The 14,415-nt window shown below is 72.4% G+C and carries 14 protein-coding genes; 7 read left to right on the top strand and 7 right to left on the bottom strand.

The genetic code is table 11. The features are described 5' to 3' along the window. Nucleotides 1-241: 241 nt before the first annotated feature. Complete coding sequence (locus ACGF5U_RS11400; protein ID WP_392716172.1) at nt 242-976, top strand: Mut7-C RNAse domain-containing protein; 735 nt, start codon at nt 242-244, stop codon at nt 974-976. 111 nt (nt 977-1,087) lie between these two features. On the opposite strand, the gene ACGF5U_RS11405 is transcribed toward ACGF5U_RS11400, so the two are convergent. Further along, nucleotides 1,088-1,702 (bottom strand): TetR family transcriptional regulator, encoded by a 615-nt coding sequence (locus tag ACGF5U_RS11405; RefSeq protein WP_392716174.1) that lies wholly within the window; start codon nt 1,700-1,702, stop codon nt 1,088-1,090. 136 nt (nt 1,703-1,838) lie between these two features. On the opposite strand from ACGF5U_RS11405, the gene ACGF5U_RS11410 reads away from it, so the two are divergent. Then, nucleotides 1,839-3,275 (top strand): FAD-dependent monooxygenase, encoded by a 1,437-nt coding sequence (locus ACGF5U_RS11410; RefSeq protein WP_392716176.1) that lies wholly within the window; start codon nt 1,839-1,841, stop codon nt 3,273-3,275. A gap of 30 nt (nt 3,276-3,305) precedes the next feature. Here the strand turns inward: ACGF5U_RS11410 and ACGF5U_RS11415 are convergent, their stop codons facing one another. After that, entirely contained in the window at nt 3,306-4,016 is a 711-nt protein-coding gene (locus ACGF5U_RS11415) for an AAA family ATPase (RefSeq protein ID WP_392716178.1), read from the bottom strand. Between the two features lie 84 nt (nt 4,017-4,100). Further along, complete coding sequence (locus tag ACGF5U_RS11420) at nt 4,101-4,577, bottom strand: hypothetical protein (protein WP_392716180.1); 477 nt, start codon at nt 4,575-4,577, stop codon at nt 4,101-4,103. A gap of 67 nt (nt 4,578-4,644) precedes the next feature. Here ACGF5U_RS11420 and ACGF5U_RS11425 point away from each other — a divergent pair, with 67 nt between their 5' ends. After that, nucleotides 4,645-4,980, top strand: a complete 336-nt coding sequence (locus ACGF5U_RS11425; RefSeq protein WP_392716182.1) for a YnfA family protein — start codon at nt 4,645-4,647, stop codon at nt 4,978-4,980. A gap of 105 nt (nt 4,981-5,085) precedes the next feature. Then, nucleotides 5,086-5,865: an SDR family NAD(P)-dependent oxidoreductase gene (locus ACGF5U_RS11430; protein ID WP_392716184.1), complete on the top strand. Its 780-nt coding sequence runs from the start codon at nt 5,086-5,088 to the stop codon at nt 5,863-5,865. Between the two features lie 126 nt (nt 5,866-5,991). On the opposite strand, the gene ACGF5U_RS11435 is transcribed toward ACGF5U_RS11430, so the two are convergent. Together ACGF5U_RS11435 and ACGF5U_RS11440 are read right to left on the bottom strand one after the other, a co-directional pair. Further along, nucleotides 5,992-7,422: a S41 family peptidase gene (locus ACGF5U_RS11435; RefSeq protein ID WP_392716186.1), complete on the bottom strand. Its 1,431-nt coding sequence runs from the start codon at nt 7,420-7,422 to the stop codon at nt 5,992-5,994. A gap of 114 nt (nt 7,423-7,536) precedes the next feature. Then, on the bottom strand, nt 7,537-8,730 hold the full coding sequence (locus ACGF5U_RS11440) for an RtcB family protein (RefSeq protein WP_392716188.1): 1,194 nt from the start codon (nt 8,728-8,730) through the stop codon (nt 7,537-7,539). A gap of 199 nt (nt 8,731-8,929) precedes the next feature. On the opposite strand from ACGF5U_RS11440, the gene ACGF5U_RS11445 reads away from it, so the two are divergent. The 3 genes from ACGF5U_RS11445 to ACGF5U_RS11455 all read left to right on the top strand — a co-directional run bounded on the left by ACGF5U_RS11445 (nt 8,930) and on the right by ACGF5U_RS11455 (nt 12,251). Further along, nucleotides 8,930-9,850 (top strand): DUF3558 domain-containing protein, encoded by a 921-nt coding sequence (locus ACGF5U_RS11445; RefSeq protein WP_392716190.1) that lies wholly within the window; start codon nt 8,930-8,932, stop codon nt 9,848-9,850. Between the two features lie 129 nt (nt 9,851-9,979). After that, nucleotides 9,980-10,693, top strand: coding sequence for a DUF3558 family protein (locus ACGF5U_RS11450; RefSeq protein ID WP_392716192.1), 714 nt, complete (start codon nt 9,980-9,982; stop codon nt 10,691-10,693). A gap of 133 nt (nt 10,694-10,826) precedes the next feature. Next, entirely contained in the window at nt 10,827-12,251 is a 1,425-nt protein-coding gene (locus ACGF5U_RS11455) for a DUF2637 domain-containing protein (protein WP_392716194.1), read from the top strand. A gap of 9 nt (nt 12,252-12,260) precedes the next feature. Here the strand turns inward: ACGF5U_RS11455 and ACGF5U_RS11460 are convergent, their stop codons facing one another. Continuing rightward, the gene (locus ACGF5U_RS11460; RefSeq protein ID WP_392716196.1) at nt 12,261-12,470 is read right to left on the bottom strand and encodes a hypothetical protein; all 210 of its coding nucleotides are present in this window, start codon (nt 12,468-12,470) and stop codon (nt 12,261-12,263) included. Nucleotides 12,471-12,632: 162 nt separating this feature from the next. Further along, nucleotides 12,633-14,399: a lysine--tRNA ligase gene (gene lysS / locus ACGF5U_RS11465; RefSeq protein ID WP_392716198.1), complete on the bottom strand. Its 1,767-nt coding sequence runs from the start codon at nt 14,397-14,399 to the stop codon at nt 12,633-12,635. Nucleotides 14,400-14,415 lie beyond the last annotated feature (16 nt).

A 14,415-nucleotide genomic window follows, 5' to 3' on the forward strand; every position in this document is an offset into this window, starting at 1 on the left:
CCTCGTGGCCGAATACCTCCCCCACCTTGGGACGGCGGTGGGGCCCGCGCAAGACCGCCTCCGCTCCACGAACCCGCCGGACCACGTGCCGCCAGGTCACGCCGGCGACCACACCGCGCACCGCCCTCCAGCCGCCGTCCTGCACGGCCGCGCGCACACGCCGGGCGCTCGGGGCCGCCGAAGCGCTCCGCCACGGGAAATGATCTGGCTGGCGCGCTACGCCCGGTGGCATCCTGGCCGCGTGAGAGGACCGGAGATCCACATCAGCTTCACCTCCGACCTGGGCGTATTCGTCGCCGCGCCCCGCCGCGCCGGGCGCAGCGCCGTGGTCACCGACGGCGTGTCGACGCTCGGCCATGTCGTCGAGTCGCTGGGGGTGCCGCTCACCGAGGCCGGTGAGCTCCTGGTGGACGGCCGCCCGGTCGCGACATCGCACATCCCGGCCGAGGGCGAGCACGTCGAGGTGCGGGGCGTCGAGCGCCCGCAGCCGGTCCCGGGCGCGCCCCTCCGCTTCCTGCTGGACGTGCATCTCGGCACGCTGGCCCGGCGGTTGCGGCTGCTCGGCGTCGACGCGGCGTACGAGAGCGAGGACATCGGTGACGCCGCGCTGGCCGCGCTGTCCGCGCGGGAGCGGCGCGTGATGCTCTCGCGGGACCGGGGCCTGTTGCGGCGGCGCGAGCTGTGGGCCGGCGCGTACGTGTACAGCGACCGGCCGGACGAGCAACTCCGGGACGTGCTGGAGCGGTTCGCCCCGCCGCTCGCGCCGTGGACGCGCTGCACCGCCTGCAACGGGGTGCTGACGGAGGCCGACAAGGACGAGGTCCGCGAGAGCCTCGAACAGGGCACGCGGAGCACGTACGACGTGTTCGCCCAGTGCACCGAGTGCGGCAGGGTGTACTGGCGCGGGGCACACCACGCCCGCCTGGAGGCCATCGTCGAGAACGCGCTGCGCGACTTCGGCGGTGCGGCGGCCTGACCTACGGGACCGCCGGCAGTCCCACCCTCATGCCCGTTCCACCCTCATGGCCCTCCACCGTCATGGCCGTTCCGCCGTCATGGCCGTTCCGCCGTCATGGCCGTTCCGCCGTCATGGCCGTTCCGCCGTCAGATAGCGCTGGATCGTGGGTGCCAGCCAGGCGATCACCTCCTCGCGGCTCATCTCGGTGGCGGGCGGGAGGCGCAGCACGAAGCGGGCCAGGGCCATCCCCAGGATCTGGGACGCGGCGAGGGCGGCACGGCGGGGCGCGTCGGCCGGGTCGGGGCAGACACCGGCCGCGATCGGCCCCAGCTGGGTCCGGAAGACCTCGCGCATGCGTTCCGCCCCGGCCGCGTTGGTCGCTCCGGCGCGGAGCAGCGCGGTCAGCACCTCGTCCGTCTCCCACCGGTCGAGGAAGTGGGTGACCAGGACGGCGCCGATGTGCTTGGCGGGCAGCGCCGCGACGGGCGGGAGACGCAGGTCGATCTCCGAGGCGGCGGCGAAGAGTCCCTCCTTGTTGCCGTAGTAGCGCATCACCATCGACGGGTCGATGCCCGCGTCGCGGGCGATGGAGCGGATGGTGGCGCGCTCGTAGCCGTCGGCGGCGAACCGCTCCCGGGCGGCGTCGAGGATCGCGGCGCGGGTGGCGTCCGAGCGGCGCGGCGCCGGCCGCTCGCCCGAGTCCTCCGGCGCGTGAGCAGGAGCTTCAGCAGGGACTTCCTTCATGTCAACAACTGTAGGCCAACAGGTGTTGACACGCCAGAGCCAGCAGCTCTACATTTGCCAACAAGCGTTGACAACACACGTTGGCCAACACCTGTTGACCAAGGTCGAGCGACAGCTCGTGCACTCGGGAGGCGTCATGAACGGCAAGCCGAGCACCACAGAGACCGATGTCATCGTCGTCGGGGCGGGACCCACGGGGACGCTCCTCGCCGGCGACCTCGCCGCGGCGGGATTCGATGTCACCGTCGTCGAGCGCAGGCCGCACGGGATCAGCAACATGACGCGGGCCTTCGCCGTGCACGCCCGCACCCTGGAGCTGTTCGACGCGCGCGGCCTGGCCGACGAGCTGGTGAAGACGGGCACCGCCCTCACCCGGCTGCGGCTGTTCCGCCACCTCGCCCTCGACCTCTCGCGACTGCGCTCCCGGTTCCCGTACGTCCTCATCACCCCGCAGTACGAGGTCGAACGCCTCGTGGAGCGCCGCGCCCTGGCGGAGGGCGTCGCCTTCCGGCACGGCACGACGCTGGACGGCCTGGCGCAGGACCCGGACGGGGTCACGGCCGAGCTGACCGGCCCGGACGGAGCGCGCACGACCCTGCGCGCCCGCTATCTCGTCGGTGCCGACGGCGTCCGCAGCACCGTGCGGGACCAGCTCGGCCTGCCCTTCCCGGGGCACGCGGTGATCCGCTCCCTGGTCCTCGCCGACGTCCGGCTCACCGAGGAACCGGAGGCGCTGCTCACCGTCAACGGCTCCAAGGACGCCTTCGCCTTCATCGCGCCCTTCGGTGACGGCTGGTACCGGGTCATGGGCTGGAACCGGCACCGCCAGGTCCCCGACAGCGCGCCCGTGGACCTGGACGAGGTCCGCGAGATCGCCCGCCAGGCGCTCGGCAGCGACCACGGCATGCACGACGCCCGCTGGATCTCGCGCTTCCACAGTGACGAGCGCCAGGTCCCGGCCTACCGCGTCGGCCGGGTCTTCCTCGCCGGGGACGCCGCCCATGTCCACTCCCCGGCCGGCGGCCAGGGCATGAACACCGGCCTCCAGGACGCCGCCAACCTGTCCTGGAAGCTCGCCGCGGTCCTGGGAGGGCGGGCCCGGAACCCCGAGGCGCTGCTCGACAGCTACCACGCGGAGCGGCACCCGGTCGGGACGGCCGTGCTGCGCGCCAGCGGCGCCATCGTCCGCCTCGCGATGGCGCACACCCCGCTCGGCCGGACGATCCGGGCCGTCGCCGCACGAATCCTGAACACCGTGCGCCCGGCCTCCGCCAGGGCCGTCGGCATGGTCAGCGGCATCGGTATCGCCTACGGGGCCGAGCGCGGTGCGCACCGGCTGACCGGACGGCGCGCACCCGACCTGGCATTGGCCGAGGGGCGGCTGTACGAACAGCTCCGCGAGGGCGCGTTCGTGCTCATCGCCCCGGAGGGCACCAGGCCGGAGGTCCCCGCATCCGCCGCCGCGGGTGCCGTCATACGGGCGCACTGGGCGAACGCCGCCCGCCGCGACGCCCTGCTGGTCCGCCCCGACGGCTACATCGCCTGGGCCCAGGACCGCACGCCCCAGCACTGACCCCCCGGGCCGGGCGGGCAGCCGCCCGGCCTACTCCAGCACGTGCCGCAGATAGGCGCGAGGGTCGCTGAGGTAGCGCCGCCAGTGGTCGACCAGGGCGAGTTCGTGCCACGCCACCCGGCGCATGCCGTGCTCGCCGACCTCCACGATGTCCGCGCCCGGCAGCGCGGTCAGCAGCGGCGAGTGCGTCGCGCAGATGACCTGTCCGCCCTTCCGGACCAGCTGGTCGATATGGCCCAGCAGCTCAAGGCAGGAGGTGAAGGAGAGTGCCGCCTCGGGCTCGTCCATCACATACAGTCCCGGCTGGAGGAACTTGCCGCGGAACGCCGCGAGGAACCCTTCGCCATGACTGACCGCGTCCGGCGCGAAGCCCTCCCGGTCCAGCGCGTCCAACGCCGTCTCGGCACGCAGGAAGAACCCCTTGCGGGCATGCCGGGCGGCCAGCATGCGCCGCCCGCGCGGCGACGCCGCGTCGAAGCGCACGCACTCGCCGAGCACCGACTTGCCCCGCCGTGTGGCGTACCGCCAGTCGTGCGAGCCGCCCCAGGAGTCCAGTCCGAAGCCCTCCGCGAGGGCCTCCACCAGGGTGGACTTGCCGGAGCCGTTCTCGCCGACCAGAAAGGTCACAGGCGCGGTGAACCGGAGCCCCTCCTCCAGCAGGCGCCGCACACAGGGAACGGACCAGGGCCAGTCGTCCTCGTCATAGGACGCCACATGTGCGTACGCATGTTCGATGATCACCCCTTGAGTGTGCCGCCCACGCCGCGGCACGACAAACCCGGCACAGCACCCGCGCAACGGGGCAGGACCGGCGACCACACCGGGTCAGAAGACGTAGGGATCCCCGGTGTCCGGCACCAGCACCCGGTGCGTGTTGTTGTCCTCGTTCCGGTCGGTGGCACCGCCGTTCCACGCGGTGCTGATCTGCACCGTCACCTCGTGGGGCGTACCGGCCGTCCGCAGGTCGAGCACCAGCTCGCGCCGCGAGCCGTCGCCGGGCAGCCGCCCCGTCGAACACAGCACCACCCGCTCGCCGCCCCACAGGCATCCCGCCGGCAGCTTCCGCTGCCCCGAGGCGACGAGGGGCACCGAGAAGGCGAGCCGCACCGTCGCATCGTCGAGGTGCGAAGGGCCGTGATTCCGGCTCAGCACGAGGACATCGAGCCGACCGCCCGACAGAGAGGCATACCCATGGTGCGCCACATCCGCCTCGGCGCCGATCGCCCCGGCACCCCCACCCACACCCACGACCGTCATCGCCGCGACCGACACAGCCAGCGCAGCCTTGCGCATCGCAACCATGTCCCGAAGGTACCGATTTCACACCCCCGCATCACCGCAGCCACGCGGTCCGTGCCACGCTGAGCCCATGCTTGTCGCCCGTTCCGCCGCACTCTTCCTGCTCGCCGCGCTCTGCGAGATCGGCGGCGCCTGGCTGGTCTGGCAGGGCGTGCGCGAGCACCGGGGCTGGATCTGGATCGGCACGGGCGTCCTGGCCCTGGGCGCGTACGGCTTCGTCGCCACGCTCCAGCCGCAGGGCGAGTTCGGCCGGATCCTCGCGGCGTACGGCGGCGTGTTCGTCGTCGGCTCGCTCGCCTGGGCGATGGCCGCCGACGGCTACCGACCCGACCGCTGGGACGTGGTCGGCGCGCTGATCTGCCTCGCGGGCATGGCCGTGATCATGTACGCGCCACGCGGGCGCTGACCCGGCGGCCCGGCCCCGGGCCCGCCCCCCGAACCCCGCCGCGCCCAAGCGCGGCCGCCTATCCTGACCCCACCACCGTCGCTCACCCGTGCGAGGAGCACCGCCATGACCGCCGCCGCCGGCGCACCCGCCACCGCCCCCATCGCCGTCGTCACCGGGGCCAGCAGCGGCATCGGCGCCGCCACGGCCCGCCGACTCGCCGCGGCGGGATACCGGGTGGTGCTCACCGCCCGCCGCAAGGACCGCATCGAGGCCGTGGCCGCCGAGATCAACGAGGCGGGCCACCAGGCGACCGCGTACGCCCTCGACGTCACCGACCGCGCCGCCGTCGACGCGTTCGCCACCGCGTTCCGCACCCTCGCCGTCCTGGTGAACAACGCGGGCGGCGCGCTCGGGGCGGACCCCGTCGCCACCGGCGACCCCGAGGACTGGCGCCGGATGTACGAGGTCAACGTCATCGGCACGCTCAACATGACGCAGGCCCTGCTGCCGGCGCTCACCGCGAGCGGCGACGGCACGATCGTGGTCGTCTCCTCCACCGCGGGCCACTCCACCTACGAGGGCGGTGCGGGCTACGTCGCGGCGAAGAACGGCGCCCGCGTCCTCGCCGAGACGCTCCGCCTGGAGATCGTCGGCACCCCGGTCCGGGTCGTCGAGATCGCCCCCGGCATGGTGAGGACCGAGGAGTTCGCCACCACCCGCTTCCGCGGCGACACCGAGAAGGCGGCCAAGGTCTACGCGGGCGTGGCGGAACCGCTCACCGCCGACGATGTCGCCGACACCATCGGCTGGGCGGTCACCCGACCCGCACACGTCAACATCGACCTCCTGGTCGTCCGCCCCCGCGCCCAGGCGTCCAACACCAAGGTCCACCGAGAGCTCTGACCCGGCGCCCGGTCGGCGACCGAACCCCCGAGCCGGTCGCCCACCGCCCCGATCGCATCGCCCCTCACCCCGAGCAGGCCCCGCAGGCCGAGTCGCCGAACCCGGCCGCCGGCCGGCGCGCGCCTCTCACCGGCCCGGTCGGCCCCCGAGGAACCCGACGGCCGCGTCGAAGGCGGAGTCGCGGCGCCGCGCGAACTCCTCGTCCGTGAAGACCGGCACCTCGATGTGCGGCGGGATGCCCGTGCCGTCGAAGGTGCGGCCGGCGCGGGTGAGGAACTCCTCGTTGGGCAGACCGAGCTGCCAGCCGCCCGGGAGCGCGCGTGCGAGTACATCGGAGAAGACACCCTGCGTCGCCTGCCCGATCCGTACGGTCCTGGCGCCGGGGCGCTCCATCAGCGCCTGGATGAACGTCTCACCGGCGCTGAACGTCGAGCCGCCGGTGAGCACGGCGACGGGCCCGGTGTAACGGGGCGCCGCCGCCGGGCGGACGTACAGCGGCTGCGGACGCGTGAAGCTCGTGGCGTCCCACGGATCGTCGCGGACCCGCTTGGCGTACGCGAAGTAGGGGCGGTCGGTCAGCCGGGAGGCGATCCGCAGGCCGAGCGCGTCGGAACCGCCGCCGTTGATCCGGAGGTCGACGACCAGGCCCTTGAGCCGGGCGACCCGCTCCCGGCTGAGGATGGCGTCCAGTGCCCGGTCGAGCTCGGCGCCGTTGGCGGCGTAGCTGTTCTCCTCGGTGTAGCCGGCGAACCCCGAGACGCGCAGGTAGCCGCGCCCGCCGGGCAGGTCCGCGTAGGAGACGCGGCCCCGGGCGTACTCCTGGAGGGGACGCCCGTTCAGGTCGCGTTCCTGGACGAAGGTCTTCACCTTGGTGTCGAGGTCCGGGCCTGGCAGGACGGTGCCGGGCCGGACGGCGAAGAAGAACCGGGGGCCGTCCTTCTCGGAGACGACCACATGGGCGTCGTTCAGGGGCGCCACCATCTCGCCGAACACGGCGAACAGTTCGTCGCGTGTCGTGTCGGGGCCGATCCGGGGCCGGTAGCGGTCGCGCACCGCCGACCAGTCGACGCCCTTGGCCGCGAAGAACGGGTAGTTCTCCGCGAAGGTCTGCCAGAAGGCGTCGAAGGCCGCCACGGGACCGTCGGCGGGAGCCGTGTCCGTACAGACCTCGGGCAGGGCGGCGACGCGCCGCAGCCCCCGGTCCCCGGTCGAACCGTCGATGTGCAACGAGGCGCGCCCGTGGCCGCCGCCCGCCCTGAGCGTCAGCACCGTCAGGTCGTCGGTGGTGTAGCGGGCCGTCCCGCCGTCGCCCCCGGACCGCTCGGCGGTGTATCCCTCCGCGCAGCTGACAGCCGTCACCTGGTACTCGCGCAACCGGCCCGGCTCCACCGAGAGCACGGTGCCGTACCCGTCCATGGCCCACACCCCGACCGGCGGGCCCTCCCCAGCGGCGGCCGGCCCCGCCGCCCCCACGGCGACCGCTGTCACAGCCAGCACGGCCGCCGCCACGCCCGCCGCCCTGCGACGGCGACGGGTACGGCCATTCCCCACGAACATCGACGAGCCCCTTCGACGGATCCTCCTGACCCGTCCATGCTCCCGACGGGGCCCGTCACCGGACCATCCCGCCACCCGGTCGTTCCCGGGTGGGGGAAACCCCCGTCAGCGCGTTCAGCCCTTCACGCAGATGACCTGCTTCAGCTTCGCGACGACCTGGACCAGGTCGCGCTGCTGGTCGATGACCTTCTCGATCGGTTTGTACGCGCCCGGGATCTCGTCCACGACGCCGGAGTCCTTGCGGCACTCCACACCCCGCGTCTGCTCCTCCAGGTCCCGGGTGGAGAACCGGCGTTTCGCGGCGGTGCGGCTCATCTTCCGGCCGGCGCCGTGCGAGGCCGAGTTGAAGGACTTCTCGTTGCCGAGGCCCTTCACGATGTACGAGCCGGTGCCCATCGAGCCGGGGATGATCCCGTACTCGCCGCCGCCCGCCCGGATCGCTCCCTTCCGCGTGACCAGCAGGTCCATCCCGTCGTACCGCTCCTCCGCCACGTAGTTGTGGTGGCAGGAGATCACCGGCTCGAACGTGACCCTGGCCTTCTTGAACTCCTTGCGCACCACGGACTGGAAGATGCCCATCATGATCGCGCGGTTGTACTTCGCGTACTCCTGCGCCCAGAAGAGATCGTTCCGGTATGCCGCCATCTCGGGGGTGTCGGCGACGAAGACGGCGAGGTCGCGGTCGACCAGGTCCTGGTTGTGCGCCAGCTTCCGGGCCACGCCGATGTGGTGGTCGGCGAGCTCCTTGCCGATGTTCCGAGACCCGGAGTGCAGCATCAGCCAGACAGAACCCGACTCATCGAGACAGAACTCAATGAAGTGGTTTCCGGATCCGAGCGTTCCCATCTGCTTTGTGGCACGTTCCTGACGGAACTTGACCGCGTCGGCGATCCCGCTGAACCGGGACCAGAAGTCGTCCCAGCCCGCCGCCGGAAAGCCGTGCAGATCGGCGGGGTCCACCAGCTCGTCGTGCATGCCCCGGCCGACCGGAATGGCCTGCTCGATCTTCGAGCGGAGCCCCGAGAGGTCACCCGGGAGGTCGTTCGCGGTGAGCGACGTCTTGACGGCCGACATGCCGCAGCCGATGTCCACACCGACCGCCGCCGGGCAGACCGCGCCCCGCATCGCGATCACCGAACCGACCGTCGCGCCCTTGCCGAAGTGGACGTCCGGCATCACGGCCAGGCCCTTGATCCACGGCAGGGTGGCGACGTTCTGGAGCTGTCGCATCGCGACGTCCTCGACGGTGGACGGATCCGTCCACATCCGGATCGGGACCTTCGCCCCGGGCACCTCTACATACGACATGATTCCTCAAACCCCCACGAAAGCTGGAAAACGCAAAAACCGGTGCCAAGGCCCGCGAAGGCGGCAGCGGACCGGCAGCGACGGCTGTGCGTGCGATACACATTGTGGTCAGCGGCCGACCTCGACCGGCAAGCTGTTTTCCCGCACAGCGGACCAGAGTGACCAGCCAGAGTGACCACAGCGAAAGGAGCCCTGGACGGTGCAGCGAAGGGCGTACGTACCCGGCCTGGCCGTACTTCTCGCGGCTGTCGCCGCCGGTGTCACCGGCTGCACCGCCGGTTCCGGTTCCGAGGGCTCCGCCACCGACTCCAAGGCCGGCGCCGGATCCGGTGCGGTCGCCGCCCCCGGGCGGTACCGGACCCTGTACGAGCCCTGCGGCTCGGTCCAGCGCTCGACGCTGCGCGATCTGCTGCCCGGGATCGCGGACCTCTCCGATGAGCAGCGCGACCGCGTCCTGCGCGGCACGCCCTCCGTCACGTACGACAACGACCGCCGCGCGGGTTGCAGTTGGAAGACCGACGGGCCGGACGCCTCGCACCAGCTGACGATCGACTTCGAACGGGTCGTCTCCTACGACCCGACGGTCAGCGACGACGACCGGGCGCAGGAGATCTTCGCCGGCAAGGAGGCGGCCGCCGGGATCCCGGCCCGTACGGCGAAGCCCGGCACCGTCCCGCCGGCCGCCGGCACCCCCACCGGCCCCACCGGCCCCACCGGCAAGCCGTCCACCGGGGCCGAGGGCGAGGCCGAGGGCGAGGGCAAGCAGGCGCAGACGGCCACACCCACCCCCGCGTCCCCCAGCGGCCCGGCGGCAACCGGCCCCGCGGCCACCACCCCGTCGGCCGGCGCCACCGCCACCACCGGTGCGACGCCCGAGGGCCTGGAGCCGCGCATCCTCGCCGACCTCGCCGACGCCGCGTTCATCGACGACGACCTGGCCCGCGCCGGATCGACGGCCCAGCGGCGGACCGTCAGCGTGGTGTTCCGCACATCGAACGTCATCGTGACCGTCCGGTACGGCGAGCAGCCCGCCCGGATCACCGACGTCCCCGACAGCAAGGAACTCCAGGAAAAGGCGCAGGGCCTGGCCCGGATTCTGGCCGAGCGGTTCGACGAGTAGCAGCGGCGGGCCACGCCCCGCCCCACCCCGCCCGTGACGTTCGGTAACCGCCGGGCTCCCCCGGGCAGGCACCGAGTCGGGCTACCGTGGCCGGATTGCCGGACCGTACGACAAGCGACTGAAGGAACCATGCACCGATCAGCTCCGCGACTCACCCGCATACTCGCCTGCGCCGCCGTACCGGTGATGCTCGTCGCCGCCGGCTGCTCGTCCGACTCCGACGGCGACAGCGCCGCGAAGAAGTCGCCCGCCGCGTCCGCCTCGCCGGAGGCCGCGAAGTCGCCCACGGTGGCTCCCGCGAAGTACACGAAGCTGCCCGACCCGTGCAAGGCCGTCTCGGCGAAGACGATCGAGAAGCTGGTGCCTGAGGTGAAGAAGAAGGCGGGCACACCGGGCAAGTCCACCGATGTCGCCAGCCGGGCCGGCTGCTCCTGGAACGGGCTGGACGACAAGGGCCTCAAGGGCTCGAACTACCACTGGATCGACATCGCCCTCGTGCGCTACGACTCGGAGGCGACCCTCGGCAGTGGTGAGCAGCGCGCCGAGAAGCGGTACGCGGAGAGGGTCGCCGAGGTGAAGGCGACCGAGGGAGCCACCGAGCTGGCCACTTCCCCGGCTGGTGTCGGCGACACGGCGACGGCCTTCACCTACAACGTGAAGAAGTCCGGGGAGACCTTCACGTACGCGGTGGTCGTGACCCGCACGGCGAACGCGGTCGTCACCGTGTCCTACAACGGCACGGGTTACGCGGGCGCCAAGAACCCGTCCCCCTCGACCCTGATGAAGGGCACGGTCACGGCCGCCAAGGAGGCGGTGACGTCGATCGCCACGGCCAACGGGTAACGGCCGTCGGCTGCCGCCCGGCGGCCACGCGCACGGATCGGACACGGAGTCCGGACCTCCCCCGAGGGCCGGGCTCCGTACACGTGTGCCAGGCTGTGCCCGCCAGATGTCGAATCACGGGGAGGGGTCGCGGGTGGCCGCGATGCAACTGACACGGATGCACCGGGTCTTGATCGGTGTCGTCGTCGCCGGTGCGGTGATCATCGCCGCGATCGGTTTCGCGGGCTCGTACGCGGCGGTGCGCGAGCTCGCCGTGCAGAAGGGCTTCGGCGACTTCTCGTACTTCTTCCCGATCGGCATCGACGCGGGCATCTGCGTGCTGCTGGCGCTCGACCTGCTGCTGACGTGGATACGCATACCGTTCCCGCTGCTGCGGCAGACGGCGTGGCTGCTGACCGCCGCGACGATCGCGTTCAACGGTGCGGCGGCCTGGCCCGACCCGCTCGGCGTGGGCATGCACGCCGTGATCCCGGTGCTGTTCGTCGTCGCGGTGGAGGCCGCGCGGCACGCGGTGGGCCGCATCGCGGACATCACCGCCGACAAGCACATGGAGGGCGTACGGCTCACCCGTTGGCTGCTCTCGCCGGTGCCCACGTTCCGGCTGTGGCGCCGCATGAAGCTGTGGGAGCTGCGCTCGTACGAGCAGGTGATCAAGCTGGAGCAGGACCGGCTCATCTACCAGGCCCGCCTCCAGGCCCGGTTCGGCCGCTCGTGGCGGCGTAAGGCACCGGTCGAGGCGCTGATGCCGCTGCGCCTGGCGAAGTACGGTGTGCCGCTCGCCGAGACCGCCCCGGCGGGCCTCGCGGCGGCGGGCATCGAGCCGGTGCTGCTGCCCCCGAACCCGGTGGCCGATGCGGAGGGCGCCCCGGCCCTGGTCGCGGCGGGGGCGCGGGAACTCCCGCAGGCCGGCACCGCCCCGGAACCGCCCCGTCCCCAGGCACAGGCCGGGCCGCAGGCACAGGCCGAGCGCCAGGCACAGGCCGAGCCGCAGGCTCCCGCACCGTCCCAGCCTCAGCCCCAGCCGCAGGGCCCGTCGGGACAGCGGCCGGCTCCCCAGCCGGCCCAGCGGGCGGACCGGCAGCCCGAGGCACACCAGCATCCGGCGCAGGACCAGGGCGACCCCGGCGACCCGGGTGGCGACCCGGCCGAGCAGGCGCCGCAGCACCCGCTGCCCGCCAACCACCACAGCCCCTGGTTCCAGGCGCCGCAGCTGCCGCCGACCGCCTACGAGGGCGCGTACGACCCGACGTACATCGAGGGTCTGGAGCCCACGCCGGTGCGGGTCCCGTCGGGCCCGGAGGACCAGGACTTCCCGGTCCCGGGCCAGGAGGAGACTCCGGGCGACGCCGACGCGGAGGAGTTCGCCCGCCTCGCGTACGAGGTGTTCAAGCTGTACGTCGCCGAGCACAACGACTGGCCGAGCAGCGAGGTCCTCGACATACACCTGGCGGACGCGCACGGCATCCGGCACCCGCTGAGCGCCGTCCTGCTGCGCAGGCTCCAGCCCGAGTTCCGGGGCCGCTACCAGGCGGAGCTGGCCGCCGAGCACATCGCCTGACCCCCGGGGTCAGGCGGCGGAACGCTTCCGCGCCTTCGCCGTCTCCCCGTACACGGCGAGGGCGGCGCCCGCGACGGCGATGACCGCGTATCCGGCGGTCGGAACGTCCCACCAGCGCGGTAGCAGGCCCCACGGCCCGTCCCCGAACATCCTGCCGGCGATGCCCAACAGGCCCTGCACACCCGTGAACCAGCCCGCGACGGCCACGATCTCTCTCATGGTTCCACGGTCTCCCGGCCGGGCGGCCGAGGCGTCCTGCGCCGGAACGAACCGGCGGTCATCCGAAGGACGCAGTCGGCGCGGCGGACATCGGCGGAGGGTCTCACCCCGTGGAGCTCGGGGCGAGACTCCCGGGGTGAGACCCTCCGTCCGTGACGCGTGTTACGCGGCGAGCAGCTTGCGCACCCGGTCGGCGCCGACCGCCAGCAGCAGCGTGGGCAGACGCGGGCCGGTGTCCCGGCTCACCAGCAGCCGGTACAGCAGCGCGAAGAACGTGCGCTGGGCGACCTTCAGCTCCGGCGTCGGCTTGGCCTCCGGGTCGAGCCCGGCCATGACCTTCGGGACGCCGTAGACCAGCGTCGTCAGGCCGTCGAGGGACCAGTGGCTGTCCAGGCCCTCCAGCAGCAGCCGCAGCGATTCGCGGCCCTCCTCGTCCAGCGAACCCAGCAGCTCCGTGTCGGGCTCGTCGCGGACGATGGTGCGGGCGTCGGCCGGGACCTGGGTGGTGATCCAGTTCTCGGCGCGGTCCAGCCTCGGGCGGACCTCGTCCAGCGAGGACAGCGGGTCGGCCGGGTCGAGCTCGCTGAGGATCCTCAGGGTCTGCTCGTCGTGTCCGGCGGTGATGTCCACGACGGAGGCGAGGGTCCGGTACGGCAGGGGGCGCGGCGTGCGCGGCAGCTCACCGGCGGCCGTGCGCACCGCCCGGGTGTGGGCGGCGGCGTCGGCGGGCAGGGCGCTGCCGTCGGCCACCTTGGCCTCCAGCTTGTCCCACTCGTCGTAGAGCCGCTGGATCTCCTGGTCGAAGGCGATCTTGAAGGACTGGTTGGGCTTGCGGCGCGCGTACAGCCAGCGCAGCAGCGGCGCCTCCATGATCTTCAGCGCGTCGGCCGGGGTCGGCACGCCGCCCTTCGACGAGGACATCTTGGCCATGCCGGAGATGCCGACGAAGGCGTACATGGGCCCGATGGGCTGCACGCCGTCGAAGACCTCGCGGACGATCTGCCCGCCGACGACGAACGACGAGCCGGGCGACGAGTGGTCGACACCGCTCGGCTCGAAGATCACGCCTTCGTACGCCCAGCGCATCGGCCAGTCGACCTTCCAGACCAGCTTGCCCCGGTCGAACTCGCTCAGCCGTACGGTCTCGGCGAAGCCGCACACGCAGGTGTACGCCAGCTCGGTGGTCTCGTCGTCGTACGACGTGACGGTGGTGAGGTCGCGCTCGCACTGCCCGCAGTACGGCTTGTACGGGAAGTAGCCGCCGGCACCGCCCGAGCCGTCGTCCTCGCCGGCCGCGCCGGAGCCCTCGGCGGCCTCCAGCTCGGCCTCGTCGACCGGCTTCTGCTGCTTCTGCTTCTGCTGGGGCTGCTGCCCCTTCTTCGGCTGGCCGGTGGCCTTGTCCTTCGTCCGGTACCGGTCGAGGATCGCGTCGATGTCCGCGCGGTGCCTCATCGCGTGCAGGATCTGCTCGCGGTAGGCGCCGCTCGTGTACTGCTCGGTCTGGCTGATGCCGTCGTACTCGACGCCGAGCTCGGCCAGCGACTCGATCATCGCGGCCTTGAAGTGCTCGGCCCAGTTGGCGTGCGGCGAGCCGGCCGGGGCCGGGACGGACGTGAGCGGCTTGCCGATGTGTTCGGCCCACGTCTCGTCGGTGCCGGGGACGCCGGCCGGGACCTTGCGGTACCGGTCGTAGTCGTCCCAGGAGATCAGGTGCCGGACCTCGTGGCCCCGCCGCCGGATCTCGTCGGCGACCAGGTGCGGGGTCATGACCTCGCGGAGGTTGCCCAGGTGGATGGGGCCGGACGGCGACAGGCCGGAGGCGACCACGACCGGTTTGCCAGGCGCACGTCGCTCCGACTCGGCGATGACCTCGTCCGCGAAACGGGAGACCCAGTCGGTCTCGGTGCTGCTCTGAGCCACGATCGGCACGTCCTTGGTTCTTCTG

This window comes from Streptomyces sp. NPDC047886 (assembly GCF_043204435.1).
Lineage (GTDB): Bacteria > Actinomycetota > Actinomycetes > Streptomycetales > Streptomycetaceae > Streptomyces.

What these genes read in the sequence shown, in the direction of transcription:
- ACGF5U_RS11405 (WP_392716174.1), bottom strand. Translation starts at nt 1,702, where the DNA reads ATGAAGGAAGTCCCTGCTGAAGCTCCTGCTCACGCGCCGGAGGACTCG.
- ACGF5U_RS11430 (WP_392716184.1), top strand. Translation starts at nt 5,086, where the DNA reads ATGACCGCCGCCGCCGGCGCACCCGCCACCGCCCCCATCGCCGTCGTC.
- ACGF5U_RS11435 (WP_392716186.1), bottom strand. Translation starts at nt 7,422, where the DNA reads ATGTTCGTGGGGAATGGCCGTACCCGTCGCCGTCGCAGGGCGGCGGGC.
- ACGF5U_RS11425 (WP_392716182.1), top strand. Translation starts at nt 4,645, where the DNA reads ATGCTTGTCGCCCGTTCCGCCGCACTCTTCCTGCTCGCCGCGCTCTGC.
- ACGF5U_RS11450 (WP_392716192.1), top strand. Translation starts at nt 9,980, where the DNA reads ATGCACCGATCAGCTCCGCGACTCACCCGCATACTCGCCTGCGCCGCC.
- ACGF5U_RS11460 (WP_392716196.1), bottom strand. Translation starts at nt 12,470, where the DNA reads ATGAGAGAGATCGTGGCCGTCGCGGGCTGGTTCACGGGTGTGCAGGGC.
- ACGF5U_RS11410 (WP_392716176.1), top strand. Translation starts at nt 1,839, where the DNA reads ATGAACGGCAAGCCGAGCACCACAGAGACCGATGTCATCGTCGTCGGG.
- ACGF5U_RS11420 (WP_392716180.1), bottom strand. Translation starts at nt 4,577, where the DNA reads ATGGTTGCGATGCGCAAGGCTGCGCTGGCTGTGTCGGTCGCGGCGATG.
- ACGF5U_RS11440 (WP_392716188.1), bottom strand. Translation starts at nt 8,730, where the DNA reads ATGTCGTATGTAGAGGTGCCCGGGGCGAAGGTCCCGATCCGGATGTGG.